We start from the raw sequence: 20,642 nt of genomic DNA, 5'->3' as shown, positions 1-20,642 counted from the left end.
CGGCCCGCCGAGGAGGGGATGGCCTAGCGCGCCATCTCCTCCTTCAGCGCCGCCACGAACGCGTCCACGTCCTCCTCGGTCGTGTCGAACGCGCACATCCAGCGCGCGACTCCCGCCGCCTCGTCCCAGAAGTAGAACCGGAACCTCTTCCGCAGCCGCTCGCTCACGTCGTGCGGAAGCTTGGCGAAGACGCCGTTGGCCTGCACGGGGTAGAGGATCTCGACGCCGTGCACGGCGCGGACGCCCTCGGCGAGGCGCTGGGCCATCTCGTTGGAGTGGCGGGCGTTGCGCAGCCACAGGTCCTTGGCGAGCAGGGCCTCCAACTGCACCGACACGAAGCGCATCTTGGAGGCGAGCTGCATGGACAGCTTGCGCAGATGCTTCATGTGGCTGACGGCGTCCTGGTTGAGGACGACGACCGCCTCGCCGAACAGTGCGCCGTTCTTGGTGCCGCCGAGGGAGAGGATGTCGACGCCGACCGCGTTGGTGAACGTCCGCATGGGCACGTTCAGGGAGGCGGCCGCGTTGGCTATCCGGGAGCCGTCCAGGTGCACCTTCATGCCGTGCGCGTGGGCGTGGTCGCAGATCGCGCGGATCTCGTCCGGCGTGTAGAGGGTGCCGAGTTCGGTGCTCTGGGTGATCGAGACGACCTGCGGCATCGCGCGGTGCTCGTCGTCCCAGCCGTATGCCTGCCGGTCGATCAGCTCGGGGGTGAGCTTGCCGTCGGGTGTGGGTACGGTGAGCAGCTTGAGCCCGCCGACCCGCTCCGGCGCCCCGCACTCGTCGACGTGGATGTGCGCGCTCTCGGCGCAGATCACCGCGCCCCAGCGGTCGGTGACCGCCTGGAGCGCGACGACGTTCGCGCCGGTGCCGTTGAAGACCGGGAACGCCTCGGCGGTGGCGCCGAAGTGGCTGCGGATGATCCGCTGGAGGTTCTCGGTGTAGTCGTCCTCGCCGTAGGCGACCTGATGCCCGCCGTTGGCCAGGGCCAGGGCGGCGAGCACCTCCGGATGGGCGCCGGCGTAGTTGTCACTGGCGAAGCCGCGGACGTCCGGGTCGTGATGGCGACGGGCGTCGGTCTTCGGAGGGTTCACGGCTTCTCGGTCAGCCACAGGCGTTTTCCGTTCACTTCGGCGGCGGGCTTGTCCCAGACGCCGACGACGGCATCGGCCAGGTCCTTGACGTCCGTGAAGCCCGCGAACTTCGCGTTGGGTCGCTCGGCGCGCATCGCGTCGTGCACCAGCGCCTTCACCACCAGGATGGCAGCCGCGGAGGTCGGCCCGTCGGGGCCCCCTGCCTTGCGGAAGGCGTCGGCCAGTGCGAGCGTCCAGGCCTCGGCGGCGGCCTTGGCGGCGGCGTACGAGGCGTTGCCCGCGGTCGGTTTGGTGGCGCCGGCGGCACTGATGAGCACATACCGGCCACGCTCGCTGCGCTGCAGGCCCTCGAAGAAGGCCAGCGAGGTGTGCTGCACGGTGCGGATGAGCAGCAGTTCGAGGAAGTCCCAGTCGTCGAGGCTCGTCTTGACGAACGTCTCGCTGCCGCGCCAGCCGCCGACGAGGTGGACCAGGCCGTCGACGCGGCCGAAGTCCTTCTCGATCCGGGTGGCCCAGTCACGAGTGGCGTCGCGGTCGAGCAGGTCGACCGTGTCCCCGACGACGGTGGCACCGCCGTGCGCGTAGCTCGCCGCGTCCACGGCCTCGGCGAGCCGCTCCGGGTCGTTGTCCGAGCCGATGACGGTCGCGCCCGCCTCGGCCAGCCGCAGCAGCGCCGCCCGGCCGGCGGGCCCGCCCGCTCCGGCCACCGCGATCACCGCACCGCTGAGAGCTCCGTTCCCCGCCATCTTCTTCGCCTCCTGAGCAGACTGAGCAGTGTTCCGGGTGTCGCGGTCGCTCACGCGGCGACCCGCTCGGCGCTGTCCGCCGTGATGCCCTTGGCGGAAGCGATCACGTTCTTCAGCTTCTTGGACAGGGCCTCATAGAACATGCTCAGCGGAAACTCGTCCGGAAGCACGTCATCGACGAGCTTGCGCGGCGGCTGGGTCAGGTCCAGGGCATCCGGGCCCTTGGCCCAGCGGGAGCCCGGGTGCGGGGCGAGGTAGGTGGAGACGAGCTCGTAGCCGGCGAACCAGTGGACGAGCTTGGGGCGGTCGATGCCGTCGCGGTACAGCTTCTCGATCTCGGCGCACAGCTCGTTGGTGACCTGCGGGGCACGCTGCCAGTCGATGAACAGCTTGTTGTCCGTCCAGCGGACGACCTCGTGCTTGTGCAGGTAGGCGAAGAGCAGCTGACCGCCGAGGCCGTCGTAGTTGCGGTTGCGGTCACCGGTGACCGGGAAGCGGAACATGCGGTCGAACAGCACCGCGTACTGCACGTCACGGGCCTGCGGGACGCCCTCCGCCTCCAGCTTCACGGCCTCCTTGAAGGCGGTGAGGTCGCAGCGCAGCTCTTCGAGGCCGTACATCCAGAACGGCTGGCGCTGCTTGATCATGAACGGGTCGAACGGCAGGTCGCCGTGGCTGTGGGTGCGGTCGTGGACCATGTCCCACAGCACGAAGGCCTCCTCGCAGCGCTTCTGGTCGTGGACCATCGCGGCGATGTCCTCGGGCAGGTCCAGGCCCAGGATGTCGACGGCGGCGTCGGTGACGCGGCGGAAGCGGGCGGCCTCGCGGTCGCAGAAGATGCCGCCCCAGCTGAAGCGCTCCGGCGCCTCGCGCACGGCGATGGTCTCCGGGAAGAGCACAGCGGAGTTGGTGTCGTAGCCGGCCGTGAAGTCCTCGAACTTGATGCCGCAGAACAGCGGGTTGTCGTAGCGGGTGCGCTCCAGCTCCGCCAGCCACTCCGGCCAGACCATGCGCAGCACGACCGCCTCGAGGTTGCGGTCGGGGTTGCCGTTCTGCGTGTACATCGGGAAGACGACCAGGTGCTGCAGGCCGTCGGCACGGTTCGCGGCGGGCTGGAAGGCCAGCAGGGAGTCGAGGAAGTCGGGCACCTCGAAGCCACCCTCGGCCCAGCGCTGGAGGTCCTTCACGAGGGCCGCGTGATAGTCGGCGTCGTGCGGGAGCAGCGCGGAGAGCTCCTCGACGGCCTCCACGACACGCCGCACGGCGGCCTCGGCGTCCGCGCGCTCGGGCGCGCCCTCGGCCTCGAAGTCGATCGACCCGTCCTTGGACTGCCATGGCCGGATCCGCTCCACGGCATCCTTGAGCACCGGCCACGCCGGGTGCTCCACCACCCTGGTCGCGGGAGGAACCTGCTCCCCCGAAGCCGCCTGCACAAGAATTTCCGTCATGTCCCATCCTCCACGGGAGAACCTCGCGTAAGGAGACCGTATACATACGAGGTTTCTCCCAGCAAGAGGAGCCTCCGGAAATTATCCTGCGCACCTCCATGGTCACCGCACTTTTTCCTGTTGGTCACCGGGATGGCGCATACCCCGCCCGCGCCTGGGCATACGGGAGGCCGACAGTGGGGAAGCCCGCGGCGGGCGGTCAATGCCCGCGGGACTCGCCCACCCCAGGGTGACCACGGGAAGGCTTGCGATCCAGGCACGCCACGTCGACCGCCGCAAACCCTGTGTACACGTGGGGTTCATCACGAGCCGGGGCCACTAGGCTGCGGCACTGCCGCGCGAACAGTGCGCTCCGGTTCGCGCGCACGCCGAGCCGCCGTCGACGGAAGCGAGTTGAACCTTGAACTTCCTTACCATCGGTCACCGCGGAGTCATGGGTGTCGAACCCGAGAACACCCTCCGTTCCTTCGTCGCCGCCCAGCAGGCCGGCCTCGACTGCATCGAACTCGATCTCCACCTGAGCAAGGACGGCGCCCTCGTCGTCATGCACGACACCGACGTGGACCGCACGACCGACGGCACCGGCCCGATCGCCGACAAGACCCTCGCCGAGCTGCGCGCCCTGGACGCGGGCCGCGGCGAGCGCGTCCCGGTCTTCGAAGAGGTCCTGGAGGCGGTGCGCTCACCGCTCCAGGCCGAGATCAAGGACGTCGCGGCGGCTCGGGCGCTCGCGCAGGTGATGACCGGACATGATCTCGTCTCCCGAGTCGAGGTGTCCTCGTTCCACGACGACGCGGTCGCCGAGATCGCCCGGCTGGTGCCGGGGGTACGGACCGCGCTGATCGCCAGCCGCTACGGCACCGACATCGTGGACCGGGCCGTCGCGGTCGGCGCGAAAACGGTCTGCCTGAACATCCGCCGGCTCACCCTGGAGGTCGTGGAGCACGCCCGCAAGGCGGACCTCAGGATCATCGGCTGGGTGGTCAACACCCAGGACCACCTGCGCCTGGTCAGGGCCCTGGAACTGGACGGCGCGACCACCGACTACCCGGAGATCAAACGCACCGGCCGCTTCACGGCGTGAGCGCCGCGAGTTCCTTGACCAGCAGCTCGAACTGCAGGTCGTCGCGCTGCGGAATGCCGAAGCGCTCGTCGCCGTACGGGAACGGGGTCATCCGTCCCGTACGGCGGTAGCCGCGCCGCTCGTACCAGGCGATCAGGTCGTTCCGTACGGAGATCACAGTCATGTGCATCTCGGTCGCGCCCCACGTCTCGCGGGCCTGCCGCTCCGCCTCCGTGATGATCACCTTGCCGAGGCCCGCGCCCTGGAGTGCCGGGCTGACCGCGAACATCCCGAAGTAGGCGTGGTCGCCGCGGTGTTCGAGCTGACAGCAGGCGACGACCTGCCCGTCCCGCTCGACCGTCAGCAGTCGGCTGTCGGGTGACTTGATGACCTGCAGCACGCCCTCCGGGTCGGTCCGCTGCCCTTCGAGGATGTCCGCCTCCGTCGTCCAGCCGGCCCGGCTGGAGTCCCCGCGGTAGGCGGACTCGATCAGCGCGACCAGCGCGTCCACGTCGGCGTCGGTCGCGTCGCGGAAGGTGAGGCCGGTGGCGGCGGGCGTCGCGGCGGTTTCCATGGTGCGCATCTCCACTCTCGGGCGCGGGTCGGGCATCGCCGAGAGTAACGCGCCACCAGGGTCTGTCCGGCGGTCAGGCCGACTGTGAGGTGCGGTGCATTTCAGTCGACCCGAGCGGGGCGATGGGGGTGCCCCCGCGCCTTCAAGGCAGTGAGGGAGGGCGTGCCACGCCCCGCGACGCCGGCATGAGCCGCCGGACAGGCCCTAAGCTCCGGCCGCATGGTGCACGTACTGAGCGGACGGACCCTCCTCCAGCCCACCGACCCCGAGCGTTCCCGCATCTTCTACGGCGAGCAGTTGGGACTCGCCGTCTACCGAGAGTTCGGCACGGGGCCGCAGCGCGGCACCGTGTACTTCCTCGGCGGCGGCTTCCTGGAGGTCTCCGGCCGCTCCGAGACCCCGCCGTCCCCGGCCGTCCGGCTCTGGCTGCAGGTCGAGGACGTGGCGGCGGCGCATGACGAGCTGCGGGGCAAGGGCGTCGAGATCGTGCGGCCACCGGTGAAGGAGCCGTGGGGGCTGGTCGAGATGTGGATCGCCGATCCGGACGGGACACCGATCGTGCTGGTGGAGGTGCCGGCGGATCATCCGCTGCGGTACCGGCCGGGGATCTGACTCACTGCGGACGGTGTTCCCGGCGACGGTCGGTGCGGGCCGGTTCCCGGAGGCCGGCCGAGGCCAGCCGGCCGATCATCGTGCAGGTCGGGCGGGCGCGCCCGTCGACGTACGCCGTGAGACGGGTGCCACTCCCCCGCCGGGCCGCTCGTGGACGGCACGTACGTTCCAGCCGGCCGGCCGACCGGGCCGGGCAGGCGTTCGTCAGCAGGTCTGCGGCCTCGTCGGAGTCCGGTCCGCGCGAGGTCGGCGGATGGCGGATGGCGGATGGACCAGTCGGGCTCGCGGATGTCCCCAGCGCAGCAGATGTACGGCGGTGGCGGCCCCGGATCCGGTGGGTTTCGTCGGTTGGCCGGGTGGCGGGGTGGGGCTTAGCGTGCTGGAGGGGCCTGTCTGTGGAAGGAGCGCCATGAAGCTCGACAAGCCGGTGGCCGGCGGGCCCTGCTGGACCGAGCTCGGGACCGACGACCTGGCCGCGGCGAAGCGGTTCTACGAGGGGTTGTTCGGCTGGCGCGCCGAGACCGATCCCCGCCAGGAGGCGGGCGGTTACACGATCGCGCACCTCGGGGACGCCGCGGTGGCCGCGCTGACGCCGCTGTACCAGGAGGGGCAGCCGGTGGCGTGGAACGTGTCGTTCGCGGTGCCGGACGCCGACGCCGCCGCCGCACGCGTGACGGAGGCCGGCGGCTCGGTGCTGGTCGGTCCGATGGACGTGTTCGACGTGGGCCGCTTCGCGGTGGCCGTGGACCCGACGGGCGCGGCGTTCCAGCTGTGGCAGGCGCGGGCCTTCCCGGGCGCGGGGCTGCTCAGCGCGCCCGGCTCGCTGGGCTGGGTGGAGCTGCTGACACGGGCGCCCGAGCGGGCGGTGGAGTTCTACACGACGGTGTTCGGCTGGAGCGTCAACGCCTCCGAGCACTACACGCAGTGGGGCATCGACGGCGCCGACTTCGGCGGCATGGTGACGATGGACGACAAGTTCCCGCACGAGGTGCCGGCGCACTGGCTGCCGTACTTCGCCGTGGACGACGTGGACACGACGGCCGCGGACGCCATGCAGGCGGGCGGCACCGCCCTCATGGAGCCCACCTCCGTCCCCGACGGGCCGCGCATCGCCGTGCTGCGGGACCCGCAGGGGGCGATGTTCGGTGTGTACCGGGCGGCCGACGAGAAGTGACGGGGCCCGGTCCGGTCAGCCGCGCAGCGCGCCCAGCCGCCCTTCCAGCCGGCCGAGCAACTCGCCGAGCAGGGCCGCCAGTTCGCCCTGCCCTTGCGCGTCCATGCCGGACAGTACGGCCGTCTCGTACGCGAGTTGCTCGGGCAGGATGCCGTCGACCAGGTCCCGGCCCGCGTCCGTGAGGCGGACGTGGGCGACGCGGCGGTCGCGGGTGTCGCCGCGGCGCTCCACCAGGCCGCGTTCGGTCAGCTGCTTGAGGCGTTTGGTGACGGCGGCGCCCGAGGAGAAGGTCTCGCGGGCGAGTTCACTGGGGGTCAGTTCATGGCCGGTTCGGCGCAGCGCGCCGAGCAGGTCGAACTCGGGGCGGCTGAGGCCGGCCCGGCGCAGGGGGGCGTCCTCGGCCTGCTGGAGGAGGGCGGCGCAGCGGTTGATGCGGCCGATGATCTCCATGGGCGCGGTGTCCAGGTCGGGATGGACGGCCTGCCACTGCCGGACCACGGCGGCCACCGTGTCCTGTCTCGTCCCGGTCGGCCCGCCATTGGTCCCCGTCATGGCCGTACGCCCTCCGTCGTGTCGCCTGTGCGCTGGTCCGGGCGCGGTCCCTGACTCCGCCCCGTCGCCGCGAGCGTACGGGGTCCTGTCCGCTCGGTGCGCACGACCCGCTGCCACCGCCGCTCCGGTACGGCCACGGCGGCGGCCAGACCGACGAGCGCGCCGACCAGGGTGTCGACGACGCGCTCGGTGATCAGCAGCCCGGGTTCCCGGAACCCGGTGAACTCGGTGATGAGCAGTGCCATCGGGGTCACGCAGACGCTGCCGAGCCAGTAGTTGCGGCCGATCAGCGCCTCGGCGCCGAAGTTGAGCGCCAGGCAGCACAGGACGAGGGCGGCCTCACCGGTGTGGGCGAGGGGGACCAGCGCGGCGAACAGCAGGACACCGAGCAGGTTGCCGACGACCCGCTGGACGCCACGGCCCCAGGTGAGGGTGAGGTTGGCCTGGTAGAGGGATGCCGCGGTGACCAGGGCCCAGTAGGGGCGGCCGATCCCCAGGGCGAGGGACACGTAACCGGCGAGGGCACAGCCGAGGGCGGTGCGTACGGCGAGCGGGGCGAGGGGGCCTAGGCGGCGCCACAACGGGTGCGGTACTGAGGCGGGTTCGGCGCCGAGGCCCGCGAGGTCGTCGACTTCCGGCACCGGTCGGTTGCCGCGCACCTGCCGGGCCCAGCCGCGCAGGAGCCCGGGGTCGGCGTCGGCCGGGGCGGCGAGGGCGACCTCGGCGCGGACGACGAGGCGTTCGAGGGCGCGGCGGGTCTCGGAGGGGCGGCCCGCGAAGTGCAGGGACTGCCGGGCGGCCTCTACGGCGGCGGCAGCGGTCACCTGGGCCCGAGCGCTGTCCTCGCCGGTGCCGCGCGTCTCGGCGTACACGGCGGCCGCCTCCAGGGCGCCCGCGGTGGCCCGGCGCTCCGGGCCGTGCGGTCGCAGCAGGCCGGGTGCCATGCCCACGAGCCAGGCCCAGGCGCCGGCAGCGGCGGCCAGCGCGAGGTGGCCGGGGATCCGGTCGAGGGACTGCGGGGTGAACAGGGCGGCGGAGCTGACGAAGGTGAGGACCACGTTGCCGGGCGGGCCGATGCGGGTCGCGTCGCACAGCACCTTCTGCACGGCGGCCAGCACCGCGCCCACGGTGACCAGGACGGCGGCGTCGGCGGTGAGGGAGGCGGCGACCAGGGCGACGGCGAGACCGCCGAGCATGCCGAACACCACCCACGCGAGGGCGAGGGCCCGGGCGGCGTAGGGGCGGTTGTGGGCGTAGAGCGCGCACAGCGACCCGGCCATCGTGTACATCGCCAGGTCCAGCCGGCCGAGTGCCAGCAGGGCGAGGTTGGGCGGGGCGACGGCGACGACCACGCTCAGGGCGGGCTTGAACCAGATCTCCGGGGGCCGGCCCAGGCGCAGCACTCCGGCCAGCGGAAGGCGGGTGTTCGTACCCGGCACCAGTTTCATACCCATCACCTTAGCAAGTGTTTTACTCGTAAAACATATGAGGTGACATGCCGTGCTCCGTCGAATGCTCCCCGTGTACATCCTTGCGCTCGCGTGCGCGCCGCACGGCCCGGGCATCGACGGACTGTCCGAGAACGTCCAGCGGGGAGGGTGCGCGTGCACGGACCGGCTTCGCACGGCTGGCTGCTGGTCGCGCTGTGTGCGGCGACCGGGGCCTACTGTCTGCTGCGGATGCGCAGCGGCGTCGAGGAGCAGCGCCGGGCCGCGGGCGGCGAGGCTCTGATGGGCTTCGGCATGGCCGCGATGGCGGTGCCCGCCGCGGCGTTCACACCACCGTCGTGGGCCTGGCCCGCCTACGCGGCCGTGTTCGGCGCGGCCGCCCTGCACGCCCTGTGGTCGGCGCGGGCGGGCGCGCACCATCTGCACCATCTGGTGGGCGCCTCGGCCATGGTCTACATGGCGGTCGCGATGGCCGCCGCCCCCGGGCACGACGGCGGACACGGCGGTTCCGGCTTCCCGCTCGTGACGGGTGCTCTGCTCCTGTACTTCATGGGGTACGTACTGCTGTCCGGTGCCCGGCTGGTGCCCGTGGCCGCCGGTGGCGGAGCCGTCGGATGGGGCGACCGTCCCGAGCTGGCGCAGGCCTGCCGGCTGTCCATGGGGATCGCGATGGTGGCGATGCTGCTGACCCTCTGAGACGGCGCTCCGCAGGCCTCCGACACCCCCAACAGGCGCGGTCGCCACAGACCATGAACCGACTGCCGCCTGTGGCGGGCGTCGCAAACCCACCCCCCATTGGCCTCTCGCCCCGCCCGTCGGCGAGGATCGCAGTATGCACACCCAGTCCGTCGAGTCCCCGCCCCGTCCGCCGGCCGAGCGCGGCACCATCCGCTGGGCCGGTGGCCTGGCCCTGTGCTCCGCGCTGCTGCTCGCCCTGGTCGCGGTCCGGTGGTACCCGCTGATGAACCTGGACGGCGACATCGCCGAGACCACACACCGCTGGGCGGTCGCCGAGAGCGGCGTCACCCACGCCTTCCGCATCCTCACGGACTGGGTCTGGGATCCGTGGACCATGCGCATCCTGACCGCGGCGGTCGCGATCTGGCTGGTGTGGCGCAGAGCTGCACGCTGGACGGCGGTATGGCTGGTGGCCACATGTGCGCTCGCCACAGTGATCCAGCAAACCCTGAAGGCCGTGGTGGACCGGCCCCGCCCTGTGTGGCCCGACCCCGTGGACTCCGCCCACTACGCGGCCTTCCCCTCCGGCCACGCCATGACGGCCACGGTCGTGTGCGGCCTGATGCTGTGGCTCCTGCACCACTACGGCGCCGAACGCGCCCTGCGGCGTACGGCCGCCGCCGTGGCCGTGATCTCCGTGGCCGGTGTCGGTCTGACCCGGGTGTGGCTCGGGGTCCACTGGACCACGGACGTCGTCGCCGGCTGGCTGCTGGGCGCGTTGGTCGTGGTGCTGGCGGTGCGGGTGCACGCCCGCCGGCAGAGCTGAACCGTCCGCGCGTGCTGTTGCGGCGATCTTTGCGCGCGGTGGAACGCGGCCCCGTAGGATCCGCGCCATGACCGCAGTCCTGTTCGATTTCTCCGGAACGCTTTTCCGTGTCGAGTCCACCGAGTCCTGGCTGCGCGGAGCGCTCGCCGAGGCCCGAGTGGAGCTTGCCGAGGCCGAGTTGGTGGAGGCGGCGCAGGCGCTGGAGGCGATGGGGGCGCTGCCCGGCGGGGCCGACCCCTCCTGGCTGCCCGAGGACGTCGCGAGCGTGTGGGGGGTGCGCGACAAGAGCGCGGAGCTGCACCGGGCCGCCTACACCGGGCTCTCCCGGCATGTGCCGCTCCCGGACGACCGGTTGCACGACCTGCTCTACGACCGCCACATGGCACCGGCCGCGTGGGCGCCGTACCCGGATGCCACCGAGGTGCTGGGGACGCTGCGTGAGCGGGGCATCGGTGTCGGGGTGGTCAGCAACATCGGCTGGGATCTGCGACCGGTCTTCCGGGAGCACGGACTCGATCCGTACGTGGACGCCTATGTGCTGTCGTACGAGCACGGCATCCAGAAGCCCGACCCTCGCCTCTTCGCGGCCGCCTGCGCGGAACTCGACGCCGATCCGCACGACGTGGTGATGGTCGGCGACAACCGGCGGGCGGACGGCGGCGCGGCGGCCCTGGGCTGCGCGGTGCACTTCGTGGACCATCTGCCGGCGGCACAGCGGCCGGACGGGTTGCGGCCGGTGCTGGATCTCGTGAGCGCCGTGCCGCGGGCGAACGGTTCCGATCCGCGGGTGAAGCAGTAGCTTCCGGGCCACGGGTGAACACGTGGCTTCCCGGCCGCGAGTGAATCAGTAGCCTCCGGTCACCATCCGCATCCAGGGGCCGGGTCCGCCCTGGACGATCCCCCGCGTCGCCCAGGGCAGACGGCGACCCTGACCAGGCCGTATCGAGGCCGGGCCGGATGCGTTGAGTATAGTTGGCTGGCAGCCAGTCAACGCAGGAGTTACAGCATGTCCCCGCGCAGCGCCTCGGTCAATGAAGAGTTGCGGCGGCGTTCCCGGGAGCGGCTTTTGCAGGCGGCGGTGGAACTGGTCGGCGAGCGCGGCTACGAGGCCACCACGCTGGGCGACATCGCGGACAGAGCGGGCTCGGCGCGCGGCCTGGTGTCGTACTACTTCCCCGGCAAGCGTCAGCTGGTGCAGGCCGCCGTGCACCGGCTGATGCACCGCACGCTGGAGGAGGCGCTGGAGCGCGAGCCGCGTACCGAGGACGGCCGGGAGCGGATGGCGCGGGCCATCGACGCGATCCTGGGCCTGGCCCGCGACCGGCCCGTGCTGATGCGCCAGCACATGGCGGGGATCCTGCAGGCCGAGGAGTTCTTCCAGTGCCCGGACCAGCGGCGGCTGGCCGAGCTGTTGCGGGACACCTGCGTGCGGTACGGCTCGCGGGACGTCGACGCCGATTACCCGATGCTGCGCGCGCTGCTCATGGGCGCGGTGTTCTCGGCGCTGGTGCCCGGCGTGCCGATGCCGGTGCCGGTGCTGCGCGCCGAGTTGTTCAAGCGCTACGGGCTGGAGTGGGAGAGGGGAGTCCCGCCGGACTCGGAGGGCGAGCCCGGCGGGACCTGCGAGACGGATCTGTCGCGCTTCTTCGCGACCGGGGCTGCCCCCGGCCGCCCGGACCGTCAGCCGAAGTAGTCGGGCTGGGTCTGGACGTTGAGCTCACGCATCCTGACCCAGCGGGCCGGGTCCGTGCGCCGGTCGTCGATCTTCAGGACGTCGAAGCCCCTGGCCATCTCGTTCGAGTAGATGTAGCCGTTGTAGTAGTACGCCGACCACGAACCGCCCGACCTGATGGTGTCGGTGGTGAGCGGGCCCCGGTCGAAGTAGGCGATCTCCTTCGGGTTGGCCGAGTCGGTGAAGTCCCAGACGGAGACGCCACCCTGGTACCAGGCCTGGACCATGATGTCCTTGCCCTTGACCGGGATCAGCGAGCCGTTGTGGGCGACACAGTTCTCGGTGTCCGCCTGATGGCGGGGGATCTTGAAGTAGCTGCGGAAGACGAGCTTGCGGCCGTCTCCCTTGCCGACGACGTCATAGATGCCGTTGGCACCGCGGTTCGGGCCGATCTCCGCGTTGCAAGTGGCCGCCCTGCCGCCGCCGAGCTCGTCGGTGAAGACGATTTTGTTCGCCTTCTGGTTGAAGCTCGCCGAGTGCCAGAAGGCGAAGTTGACGTTGTCCTGGACCCGGTCGATGATCTTCGGGTGCTCCGGGTCGGCGATGGAGAACAGGATGCCGTCACCCATGCAGGCGCCCGCGGCCAGGTCCTTCGACGGCAGCACGGTGATGTCGTGGCAGCCGGTGGTCTTCGAGACGCCCGGGTTGGTGGGCGCGCCCGGGTTGCCGCCGCCGTCGGGACCCTCACCGGGGAAGAGCACCGGGAAGCCCACGACGGCCGCCTTCTCGGGGGCCTTGCGCGGCACCTTGATCACCGAGATGCCGTCGTGCGGGGGCTGGCAGTCCGGGTAGGTGGCGTTCGGCGAGTACGAGGAGACGTAGACGTAGACGTTCCTGCGCTCGGGAACCAGCGTGTGGGTGTGCGAGCCGCAGGCGGTCTCGACGGCGGCGACGTACTTCGGCTCGGACTTGTCGCTGATGTCGAAGACCTTCATGCCCTCCCATGAGGACTTCTCGGTCGCGGGTTGCGTGGTGCTGTTGCAACTGCTGTCGCTGCGCGAGGAGTCGGTGGACAGGAACAGCAGGTCGCCGGAGACGGAGATGTCGTTCTGCGAGCCGGGGCACAGAACCTGGGCGACGGTCTTCGGCGCCTTCGGGTTGCTGATGTCGAAGATGCGGAAGCCGTCGTAGTTGCCGGCGAAGGCGTAGTCGCCCTGGAAGGCGAGGTCCGAATTGGTGTCAGCCAGCACGTCCTTGGGGACATTGGCCACGTGCTTGATGTTGTCGGAGTGGACGATCTCGTCCTGACCGGGTATCTCGCCGTCCGCGAGAGCCTCCCGCACTTCGGCCCGGGTTCTCTCGGAGACCTCCTGCTCCGCGGCAGGGCCGTCCCCCGGGTCGGGGACCGCGGTGGCCGGCTGCGCGGTGAGCAACGCGGCGAGGAGTCCTGCGGCGGCAGCGGTGACTGCCAGGTGTCTGCGCCGTGTTCGGGGACTGCTGAACAGGATCACTGTTTTCCTCCCTTGTCCGTTCCCACTGGAACGGTTCACGCAAGCCCGAGTATCGTCTTCGCCATGCGCATATCAATAGGGGGCAGGAAACATGTAACGCAGAGACCGTTGCGCCAAGGTGCCCTCGCCACGGCCACGTTGGCCGCCGCGACCGTGCTCCTACTGGGCGGCTGCGACTCCGGCTCCGGCACCAAGTCCGCGGCAGAGGGCGGGCCTTCGGTGATCGCACCGGGCAAGCCCGGCGAGTCGAACCGGATGCTCACCGCCGAGGAGGCCGCACGGCAGCGCGCCGAGGACGACTCCCCCAACTCGGCGGACGTCGCCTACGCGCGCATGATGATCGAGCACCACGCCCAGGCCCTGAAGATGACCGAACTCGCCCCGGACCGGGCCGAGTCGGCGAAGGTCAGGAAACTCGCCCAGCGGATCGCCGCCGCGCAGGGCCCGGAGATCACCGCCATGAAGGGCTGGCTGACGAGCCACGGCAAGGCCGCGAAGGCCGAGAAGAGCGACGGCCACGAGCACGCCTCGATGCCCGGCATGGCGACCGAGGCACAGCTGACGAAGCTGCGCGCCGCGCGAGGGGCGGCGTTCGACCAGCTCTTCCTCATTCTGATGATCACCCATCACGAAGGCGCGATCACCATGGCCACGGACGTGAAGGGACAGGGCAACAACATCGAGGTCGAGGAGATGGCCGACGAGGTGGTCGCTCAGCAGACGAGCGAGATCACGCGGATGCGGGACATGCTCTGACCTTGCGCCTGCGCGGAGTTCGGGGACATGCCGGCAGCGGCCGCACGCGAAGACGGACGGTGACAGGATCGCCGTATGTGAGCGACGAGAACGCCTTTCGGAGCATCGCGAGGGCTGCGCTGCCGCTGTACCTGAGCACCTTGGCAGCCTCGGCGGGCGCACTCGTCGACACGGCACTGCTCGGCCGGCACGCCACCGCCTCGCTCGCGGCCTTCGCCGTGACCACCGCCGTGTTCGCTCCGGCCACCGCGACCGTCGCGGGCGCGTTGCGCGGGGTCATGCCGTTCGTCGTGCCCTGCAAGGGCGAGCCCGACGCACTGCGGCCGATCGTCCGGAACGCGATGTGGCTGGCGTTGACCGTCGGAGTGGTGTGCGCGGCAGCCGTCGCCTCGGTGCCGCTGATCGGCGATGCGGTGGGGGTACCGGTTGCCGTGCTCGACCAACTGGGCGTCTTCCCCTTGCTGTTGGCGGGGAGCGTGCTGTTCATCGCCGTCGGCCAGTCGGCAACCTCCGTCCTGGTGGCCCTGGGCCACGGCACCCAGGTCATGCGGGCCGGGCTGCTGAGCACCGCCACCTCCGTCACGCTGTCGGTTCTGCTGGTCGGCGCACCCGGCCCCCTCCCGACGTACGGCCTGACCGGCGCGGGCGTCGCCATGCTCGCCGCCGCTGTGGCCGGGGCATGGGCCAACCAGACCACCCTGCGCCGCCGCACCGTCCTGGCCGGCCACCCGCTCCGCCCTGGAAGGCCCGATCCACGCCGGATGTTGCGGCTGGCCGCAGTGGGGATCCCGCTCGCGGGGACGGTACTGATCAAGTTCGCGGTGCTGGGTGTGCTGACGTTCGCCGCAGCCCGGGTCGGTACGGACAGCGCCGCCGTCCACAGCGTGTCCGAGTCGCTGGTGAACGTCATGTTCACCGTGGCGGTGGCGGTCGGTCAGGCCATGGTTCCGCTGACAGCCGGCCTTGCGGGCGAGGGTGACGTCGCAGGCGTACGGCGAAGCCTCCGGGCGGGCGTCGGTGTGACGCTGAGCGCCGTCGCCGTGCTGGGCGCCGTTCTGCTCCTCTTCCGGCACTCGGTCGTACCGCTGTTCACCTCGGACGACGCCTTGCGCCCCCAGGTGGTGAGCCTGCTGCCCCTGGTCCTGCTGGTGGTGGTCACCGACGCCCTTCAGGCGGTCGCCGGATTCGCTCTCATCGGGCTCAAGCGCACCATGCCGAGCCTGGTGTCGACCGCCGTATGGTTCGGGGCCCTTGCGATGGTCGCCGTCCCCGTGGCCGAGGCCGGCGGGCTCACCGCCCTGTGGGCGGCACTGGCCTGCGCGAACCTGCTCCAGGCGGTCACGAAGTCGGTCTCCTTCCGCGTCCACAGCGCGCGGGGCGGCGCGACCGCTCCTCCCTCACGGCCCGCCGGGTCACCCTCAGCGGCGGGCGCGGCGCCGGGTCAAGAAGCCCGCGTCGCGGGCCTGGCCGATCAGCCGGAGTGACTTGCGGCGGCCGTGTCCCGTCGCGCTCATCACCGCGAGGACCGGGTCGGCACCCTCCTCCTGCGCCGCGCGGTACTTCTGCGCGACGAGCCACTGCCCCTCGACGCCCCCGGGCCAGACCGTCCGGTCCGGGTTCGGTCCGAGGTCCTCGCGGTCGGGTTCGGCGCCGATCCCGACCGCGTCGAAGAGCGGCGCCTCGATCCAGTCGGCGAGCGAGGTCAGGTCGTCGAGGGACAGCGCCGGCTCGGCCCGTACGTCCTCGATGGAGACACACCCCTCGCACACCACGGCGAGTGCCTCGACCCGGGCGCCGTCGACGAACTCCAGCCGGACCCCGAACCACGCCATGGCCCCGGCGTCGTCCCGCACTTCCCACGCGTGCCACACGGACACGGCGCCGTCGGTCGCAGAGCGATCGGAAAGATTAAGAAAGGATGCTTCCAGCACACACGCAACGTAACCTCATGATCACATTCCATACGAACGAACACGCTTCCCGTCCGGCGCACAGCACCCTGTCAGCGGAGCGGCCGCGGTGCGATGCTGGACTCGAGAGCGACTCCTGAAGATCCCCGCAGATCCCGGAAGGTTCCCGACGATCCCCGAAGGCCCCTCGGACAAGGAGTTCCGCCGTGCTGCGTGTCGCCGTCGTCGGTTCCGGCCCGAGCGGGTGCTACACCGCTCAGGGCCTCGTACAGCAGGATCCGGGCGTGCTCGTCGACGTCCTGGACCGGCTGCCGTGCCCGTACGGCCTGGTGCGGTACGGGGTGGCGCCGGACCACGAGAAGATCAAGTCCCTGCAGAACAACCTGCGGACCGTCCTGGAGCACGAGCGGGTGCGGTTCCTCGGCGGCGTCCAGGTCGGACCCGGTGGGGTGTCGATCGACCGGCTGCGGGAGCTGTACCACGCGGTGGTGTACTGCGTGGGCGCCGCGACCGACCGGCACCTCGGGATTCCCGGCGAGGACCTGCCGGGCAGCTGGTCGGCGACCGAGTTCGTGTCCTGGTACAGCGCCCATCCGGACGCCGTCGACGACGGGTTCGTCCTCGGCGCGCGCTCGGCGGTGGTCATCGGCGTCGGGAACGTCGCGGTGGACGTCACGCGGATGCTGGCCCGGGGCACGGCCGAGCTGAGCCCCACCGACATGCCGCAGGCGGCACTCACCGCCCTCTCCGCGAGCCGGGTCAGGGACATCAGCATGGTCGGGCGGCGCGGCCCCTCGCAGGCCCGCTTCACCACCAAGGAGCTGCGGGAGCTGGGCACCCTGCCCGACACGGAAGTGACCGTCGACCCGGCGGAGCTGGCGCTGGATCCGGCGTACACCGACCCCTCCGGCCTGCCCGCCCCACAGCGCCGCAACGTGGAGGTGCTGCGCGGCTGGGCCGAGGCCCCGGCACGGGACGCCGGCCACCACATCCGGCTGCGCTTCTTCCTGCGCCCCGTCGAAGTCCTCGCCGACGAGGGTCGCGTGGGCGCGGTGCGCTTCGAGCGGACGGCACCCGACGGACAGGGGGGCGTGACGGGCACGGGCCGGTACGAGGACATCGAGGCGCAACTGGTGCTGCGTTCGGTGGGCTATCGCGGAGTGCCCCTGGAGGGGCTGCCGTTCGACCCGGCGACCGGCACCGTCCCGCACCTCGCCGGTCGCGTGCTGCGCGAGGGTGCGGTGGCGCAGGGCGAGTACGTGGCGGGCTGGATCAAGCGGGGCCCCACGGGCGTCATCGGCACCAACCGTCCGTGCGCGAAGGAGACGGTGACGTCGCTGCTGGAGGACGCCTCCGCGCTCGTACGGAAGGAAGTGCCCGAGGACGCGCTCACGGCACTGCGTGCCGAGGGGATCGAGCCGGTCGAGTGGACGGGCTGGTGTGCGATCGAGCGGGCGGAGGCGGAGCTGGGTGCGTCGCTGGGCAGGGGTGTGGTCAAGCTTCCCGACTGGCAGTCACTGATGACCGCCGCGCACGAGAGCGCCCCGTAAGAGGCGCGGGCCTGCAGCGGGAAACGAACCGGCAACACCCCCGAAATCAACAATCTGTTCAAGGAGTCTACGGTCCCGCCCATGACCACAACCGCGCCCGTACACCCCGTCGACGAAGTCCCGCCCGCCCGCCAGTTGGCCGCCTTCGGCCTCCAACACGTACTCGCGATGTACGCCGGCGCCGTGGCCGTCCCCCTGATCGTCGGCGGCGCGATGAAACTGTCCCCCGCCGACCTCGCGTACCTGATCACCGCCGACCTCCTGGTGTGCGGCATAGCCACCCTCATCCAGTGCATCGGCTTCTGGCGCTTCGGCGTACGGCTGCCGATCATGCAGGGCTGTACGTTCGCCGCGGTCTCCCCGATGGTGCTCATCGGGACCACAGGCGGCGGACTGCCCGCGATCTACGGCTCGGTGATCGTCGCAGGGCTCGCGATCGTGCTGTTGGCACCGGTCTTCGGAAGACTCCTCCGCTTCTTCCCGCCCCTCGTCACCGGCACCGTGATCCTGATCATCGGCCTCTCGCTGCTGCCGGTGGCGGGCAACTGGGCGGCCGGCGGCGTCGGTTCACCCGGGTTCGGGGAGCCGAAGAACCTCGCGCTGGCCGCGTTCGTGCTCGCGGTGGTGCTCGGCGTGCAGCGGTTCGCGCCGGAGTTCCTGAGCCGGATCGCCGTGCTGATCGGCATCGCGGTCGGACTCGCGGTGGCGGTGCCGTTCGGGTTCACGGACTTCGACGGGGTCGGGGACGCGGACTGGGTCGGGATCAGCACGCCGTTCCACTTCGGGGCGCCCACCTTCGAGTTCTCGGCGATCGTGTCGATGCTGGTGGTGGCGCTGGTGTGCATGACCGAGACGACCGGTGACTTCATCGCGGTCGGTGAGATGACGGACCGCAAGGTCTCGCCGCGTTCCCTTTCCGACGGTCTGCGTGCCGACGGGCTGTCGACCGTGCTGGGCGGCGTCTTCAACACCTTCCCGTACACGGCGTACGCGCAGAACGTGGGCCTCGTCGGGATGACCCGGGTGCGCAGCCGCTGGGTGGTGGCCACCGCGGGCGGCATCCTCGTGCTGCTCGGTCTGCTGCCCAAGCTGGGCGCGGTGGTGGCGGCGATACCGGCGCCGGTGCTGGGCGGTGCGGGTCTGGTGATGTTCGGAACGGTGGCGGCGAGCGGGCTCAGGACCCTCGCTCAGGTGGACTTCAAGGGCAACAACAACCTGACGGTGGTGGCCGTTTCCGTGGCCATGGGGGTGCTGCCGGTCGGCGTGCCGACGGTCTACGCGAAGTTCCCGGACTGGTTCCAGACGGTGATGAACAGCGGGATCAGCGCGGGCTGTCTGACGGCGATCGTGCTGAACCTGCTCTTCAACCACCTGCCCGTGAAGGCCGATTCAAAGGCCGGCTCGAAGGCTGACTCACATGCCGGTTCAGGCGCCGCCGAGGCGGACGGCCTGCCGGGCGGCGGCGTCGAGAAGACAGTCGAGGAGTCCCGGGAAGAGGCTGTCTAGGTCATCCTTGCGCAGGCCGTTCATCTTGGCCGTGCCCCGGTAGACCTGCTGGAGCACACCGCTCTCGCGCAGCACACGGAAGTGATGCGTGGTGGTGGACTTGGTCACGGGCAGATCGAAGTGCGAACAGGAGAGCTCGTCGCCGACGGCGGCGAGCTCTCGCACGATCTGCAGCCGCATCGGGTCGGAGAGCGCGTGCAGCACGTCTTCCAGACGGATCTCCTCGCGTGTGGGGTGCGGGAGGTCCCGGCTGCTGACAGCGGGGCTGGTCACGGCGGCGCTCCACTTCACTCGGCTCCCCTCATTGTACGAGAAGCCTCGTAATTCTTGTACGAGAACTCTCGTAGTTTGACGCTTCCCGTACTACGATGCCTATCGTACGAGTCGACCGCTGGTCCCCGTGACGAATGGAGTGAGCCGTGAGTGCGCTCTTCGAGCCCTACACCCTGCGCGACGTGACGATCCCGAACCGGGTGTGGATGCCCCCGATGTGCCAGTACTCGGCCTCACCGCAGGGCCCCGACATGGGCGTCCCCAACGACTGGCACTTCGCGCACTACGCGGCCCGCGCGGCCGGCGGCACCGGACTGATCATCGTCGAGGCCACGGGGGTCAGCCCCGAGGGCCGGATCACCCCGTACGACCTGGGCATCTGGAACGACACCCAGGTCGAGGGGCTCCGCCGGATCACGGAGTTCCTGGTGTCGCAGGGCACGGTGCCCGGCATCCAGCTGGGACACGCCGGCCGCAAGGCATCCACCGACCAGCCCTGGCGGGGCGGTGCGCCGGTGGGGTCGGACGCGCACGGGTGGCAGCCGGTGGCGCCGAGCGCGCTCCCGTTCGCCGACGGGCACCCGGTGCCGACCGAGCTGACGGTCGCCGGGATCCAGGAGGTCGTGGGACAGTTCGCGGACGCCGCGCGCCGTGCCCTCGCCGCCGGATTCGAGGTCGCCGAGATCCACGGCGCCCACGGCTATCTGATCAGCGAGTTCCTCTCCCCGTACTCCAACCACCGCACCGACGAGTACGGCGGCTCGTACGAGAACCGCACCCGATTCGCGCTCCAGGTCGTGGACGCCGTACGGGAGGTGTGGCCGGACGACAAGCCGCTGTTCTTCCGTATCTCGGCGACCGACTGGCTGGACGAGAACGGCTGGACCGCCGACGACACGGTCCGCTTCGCCGCCGACCTCCAGCGCCACGGCATCGACCTGCTCGACGTCTCCTCCGGAGGCAACGCCTCCGGCGCCCGTATTCCCGTCGGCCCGGGCTACCAGGTGCCGTTCGCCGCGCGCGTGAAGGCCGAGACGACGTTGCCGGTCGCCGCGGTGGGGCTGATCACCGAAGCCGAGCAGGCCGAGAAGATCATCGCGAACGGCGAGGCGGACGCGGTGCTGCTCGGCCGGGAGCTGCTGCGCAGTCCGTCATGGGCGCGGCACGCGGCGCGGGAGCTGGGCGGGGAGGTGCATGTGCCGGACCAGTACCACCGGTCCGTTTGATCGCCTGCTCGTAGGGGTGGCTG

The 20,642-nt window shown here is 70.9% G+C and carries 21 protein-coding genes; 12 read left to right on the top strand and 9 right to left on the bottom strand.

What is annotated here, in order from left to right; all coding sequences use genetic code 11:
* Window positions 1-23: 23 nt before the first annotated feature.
* Genes ACIREI_RS01090 through ACIREI_RS01080 form a run of 3 tightly spaced genes read right to left on the bottom strand, consistent with a single transcriptional unit; the run spans window position 24 to window position 3,288 of the window.
* Entirely contained in the window at window positions 24-1,094 is a 1,071-nt protein-coding gene (locus tag ACIREI_RS01090) for a threonine aldolase family protein (RefSeq protein WP_403325855.1), read from the bottom strand.
* Window positions 1,091-1,840 (bottom strand): SDR family NAD(P)-dependent oxidoreductase, encoded by a 750-nt coding sequence (locus ACIREI_RS01085; protein ID WP_403325852.1) that lies wholly within the window; start codon window positions 1,838-1,840, stop codon window positions 1,091-1,093. Before ACIREI_RS01085 ends, ACIREI_RS01090 begins: the two co-directional genes overlap by 4 nt.
* Window positions 1,841-1,890: 50 nt before the next feature.
* Complete coding sequence (locus ACIREI_RS01080; RefSeq protein ID WP_403325850.1) at window positions 1,891-3,288, bottom strand: DUF6421 family protein; 1,398 nt, start codon at window positions 3,286-3,288, stop codon at window positions 1,891-1,893.
* A 400-nt stretch (window positions 3,289-3,688) separates the two neighbouring features.
* Here ACIREI_RS01080 and ACIREI_RS01075 point away from each other — a divergent pair, with 400 nt between their 5' ends.
* Window positions 3,689-4,372, top strand: coding sequence for a glycerophosphodiester phosphodiesterase (locus ACIREI_RS01075; RefSeq protein ID WP_403325847.1), 684 nt, complete (start codon window positions 3,689-3,691; stop codon window positions 4,370-4,372).
* Here ACIREI_RS01075 and ACIREI_RS01070 read toward each other — a convergent pair.
* Window positions 4,362-4,925 (bottom strand): GNAT family N-acetyltransferase, encoded by a 564-nt coding sequence (locus ACIREI_RS01070; protein WP_403325844.1) that lies wholly within the window; start codon window positions 4,923-4,925, stop codon window positions 4,362-4,364. The two genes, ACIREI_RS01075 and ACIREI_RS01070, sit on opposite strands and share 11 nt — an antisense overlap.
* A 219-nt stretch (window positions 4,926-5,144) precedes the next feature.
* Here ACIREI_RS01070 and ACIREI_RS01065 point away from each other — a divergent pair, with 219 nt between their 5' ends.
* Window positions 5,145-5,537, top strand: a complete 393-nt coding sequence (locus ACIREI_RS01065; RefSeq protein WP_403325841.1) for a VOC family protein — start codon at window positions 5,145-5,147, stop codon at window positions 5,535-5,537.
* 409 nt (window positions 5,538-5,946) lie between these two features.
* The gene (locus ACIREI_RS01060) at window positions 5,947-6,711 is read left to right on the top strand and encodes a VOC family protein (protein WP_403325838.1); all 765 of its coding nucleotides are present in this window, start codon (window positions 5,947-5,949) and stop codon (window positions 6,709-6,711) included.
* Window positions 6,712-6,726: 15 nt separating this feature from the next.
* Here the strand turns inward: ACIREI_RS01060 and ACIREI_RS01055 are convergent, their stop codons facing one another.
* Together ACIREI_RS01055 and ACIREI_RS01050 are read right to left on the bottom strand one after the other, a co-directional pair.
* A complete protein-coding gene (locus tag ACIREI_RS01055) occupies window positions 6,727-7,263 on the bottom strand; it encodes a MarR family winged helix-turn-helix transcriptional regulator (RefSeq protein ID WP_403325835.1) in 537 nt (178 codons plus the stop codon).
* Window positions 7,260-8,711, bottom strand: a complete 1,452-nt coding sequence (locus tag ACIREI_RS01050) for an FUSC family protein (RefSeq protein WP_403325832.1) — start codon at window positions 8,709-8,711, stop codon at window positions 7,260-7,262. The genes ACIREI_RS01055 and ACIREI_RS01050 overlap by 4 nt, the downstream gene beginning before the upstream one ends.
* 156 nt (window positions 8,712-8,867) lie before the next feature.
* Here ACIREI_RS01050 and ACIREI_RS01045 point away from each other — a divergent pair, with 156 nt between their 5' ends.
* The 4 genes from ACIREI_RS01045 to ACIREI_RS01030 all read left to right on the top strand — a co-directional run bounded on the left by ACIREI_RS01045 (window position 8,868) and on the right by ACIREI_RS01030 (window position 11,908).
* Window positions 8,868-9,407, top strand: a complete 540-nt coding sequence (locus ACIREI_RS01045) for a DUF5134 domain-containing protein (protein ID WP_403325829.1) — start codon at window positions 8,868-8,870, stop codon at window positions 9,405-9,407.
* Between the two features lie 136 nt (window positions 9,408-9,543).
* Window positions 9,544-10,215, top strand: a complete 672-nt coding sequence (locus ACIREI_RS01040; protein ID WP_403325827.1) for a phosphatase PAP2 family protein — start codon at window positions 9,544-9,546, stop codon at window positions 10,213-10,215.
* A 67-nt stretch (window positions 10,216-10,282) separates the two neighbouring features.
* Window positions 10,283-11,014, top strand: coding sequence for an HAD family hydrolase (locus tag ACIREI_RS01035; RefSeq protein WP_403325825.1), 732 nt, complete (start codon window positions 10,283-10,285; stop codon window positions 11,012-11,014).
* Window positions 11,015-11,221: 207 nt separating this feature from the next.
* On the top strand, window positions 11,222-11,908 hold the full coding sequence (locus ACIREI_RS01030; protein ID WP_403325823.1) for a TetR/AcrR family transcriptional regulator: 687 nt from the start codon (window positions 11,222-11,224) through the stop codon (window positions 11,906-11,908).
* On the opposite strand, the gene ACIREI_RS01025 is transcribed toward ACIREI_RS01030, so the two are convergent.
* Complete coding sequence (locus tag ACIREI_RS01025) at window positions 11,896-13,398, bottom strand: LVIVD repeat-containing protein (RefSeq protein ID WP_403325822.1); 1,503 nt, start codon at window positions 13,396-13,398, stop codon at window positions 11,896-11,898. The two genes, ACIREI_RS01030 and ACIREI_RS01025, sit on opposite strands and share 13 nt — an antisense overlap.
* A 63-nt stretch (window positions 13,399-13,461) precedes the next feature.
* Between ACIREI_RS01025 and ACIREI_RS01020 the strand changes: the two genes are divergently transcribed.
* The gene (locus ACIREI_RS01020) at window positions 13,462-14,154 is read left to right on the top strand and encodes a DUF305 domain-containing protein (RefSeq protein ID WP_403325819.1); all 693 of its coding nucleotides are present in this window, start codon (window positions 13,462-13,464) and stop codon (window positions 14,152-14,154) included.
* A 77-nt stretch (window positions 14,155-14,231) separates the two neighbouring features.
* Window positions 14,232-15,638, top strand: a complete 1,407-nt coding sequence (locus ACIREI_RS01015; RefSeq protein WP_403325816.1) for an MATE family efflux transporter — start codon at window positions 14,232-14,234, stop codon at window positions 15,636-15,638.
* On the opposite strand, the gene ACIREI_RS01010 is transcribed toward ACIREI_RS01015, so the two are convergent.
* Window positions 15,573-16,031 (bottom strand): DUF6214 family protein, encoded by a 459-nt coding sequence (locus tag ACIREI_RS01010; protein ID WP_403325814.1) that lies wholly within the window; start codon window positions 16,029-16,031, stop codon window positions 15,573-15,575. The genes ACIREI_RS01015 and ACIREI_RS01010 overlap by 66 nt on opposite strands.
* Window positions 16,032-16,270: 239 nt before the next feature.
* Between ACIREI_RS01010 and ACIREI_RS01005 the strand changes: the two genes are divergently transcribed.
* Both ACIREI_RS01005 and ACIREI_RS01000 read left to right on the top strand, forming a co-directional pair.
* On the top strand, window positions 16,271-17,614 hold the full coding sequence (locus tag ACIREI_RS01005) for an FAD-dependent oxidoreductase (RefSeq protein ID WP_403325811.1): 1,344 nt from the start codon (window positions 16,271-16,273) through the stop codon (window positions 17,612-17,614).
* 81 nt (window positions 17,615-17,695) lie between these two features.
* Window positions 17,696-19,120 carry a nucleobase:cation symporter-2 family protein gene (locus ACIREI_RS01000; protein WP_403325808.1) on the top strand — a complete coding sequence of 475 codons (1,425 nt, stop codon included), beginning with the start codon at window positions 17,696-17,698 and terminating at the stop codon, window positions 19,118-19,120.
* Here ACIREI_RS01000 and ACIREI_RS00995 read toward each other — a convergent pair.
* Complete coding sequence (locus ACIREI_RS00995) at window positions 19,040-19,393, bottom strand: ArsR/SmtB family transcription factor (RefSeq protein ID WP_403325806.1); 354 nt, start codon at window positions 19,391-19,393, stop codon at window positions 19,040-19,042. The two genes, ACIREI_RS01000 and ACIREI_RS00995, sit on opposite strands and share 81 nt — an antisense overlap.
* Before the next feature lie 146 nt (window positions 19,394-19,539).
* On the opposite strand from ACIREI_RS00995, the gene ACIREI_RS00990 reads away from it, so the two are divergent.
* A complete protein-coding gene (locus tag ACIREI_RS00990) occupies window positions 19,540-20,619 on the top strand; it encodes an NADH:flavin oxidoreductase/NADH oxidase (protein ID WP_403325804.1) in 1,080 nt (359 codons plus the stop codon).
* Window positions 20,620-20,642: the final 23 nt, after the last annotated feature.

It is taken from the genome of Streptomyces sp. NPDC093591 (assembly GCF_044764885.1).
Taxonomy (GTDB): Bacteria; Actinomycetota; Actinomycetes; order Streptomycetales; family Streptomycetaceae; genus Streptomyces.
Note: the sequence above shows the minus strand (reverse complement) of the source record. Positions and strands in the feature narration are given on the sequence as shown.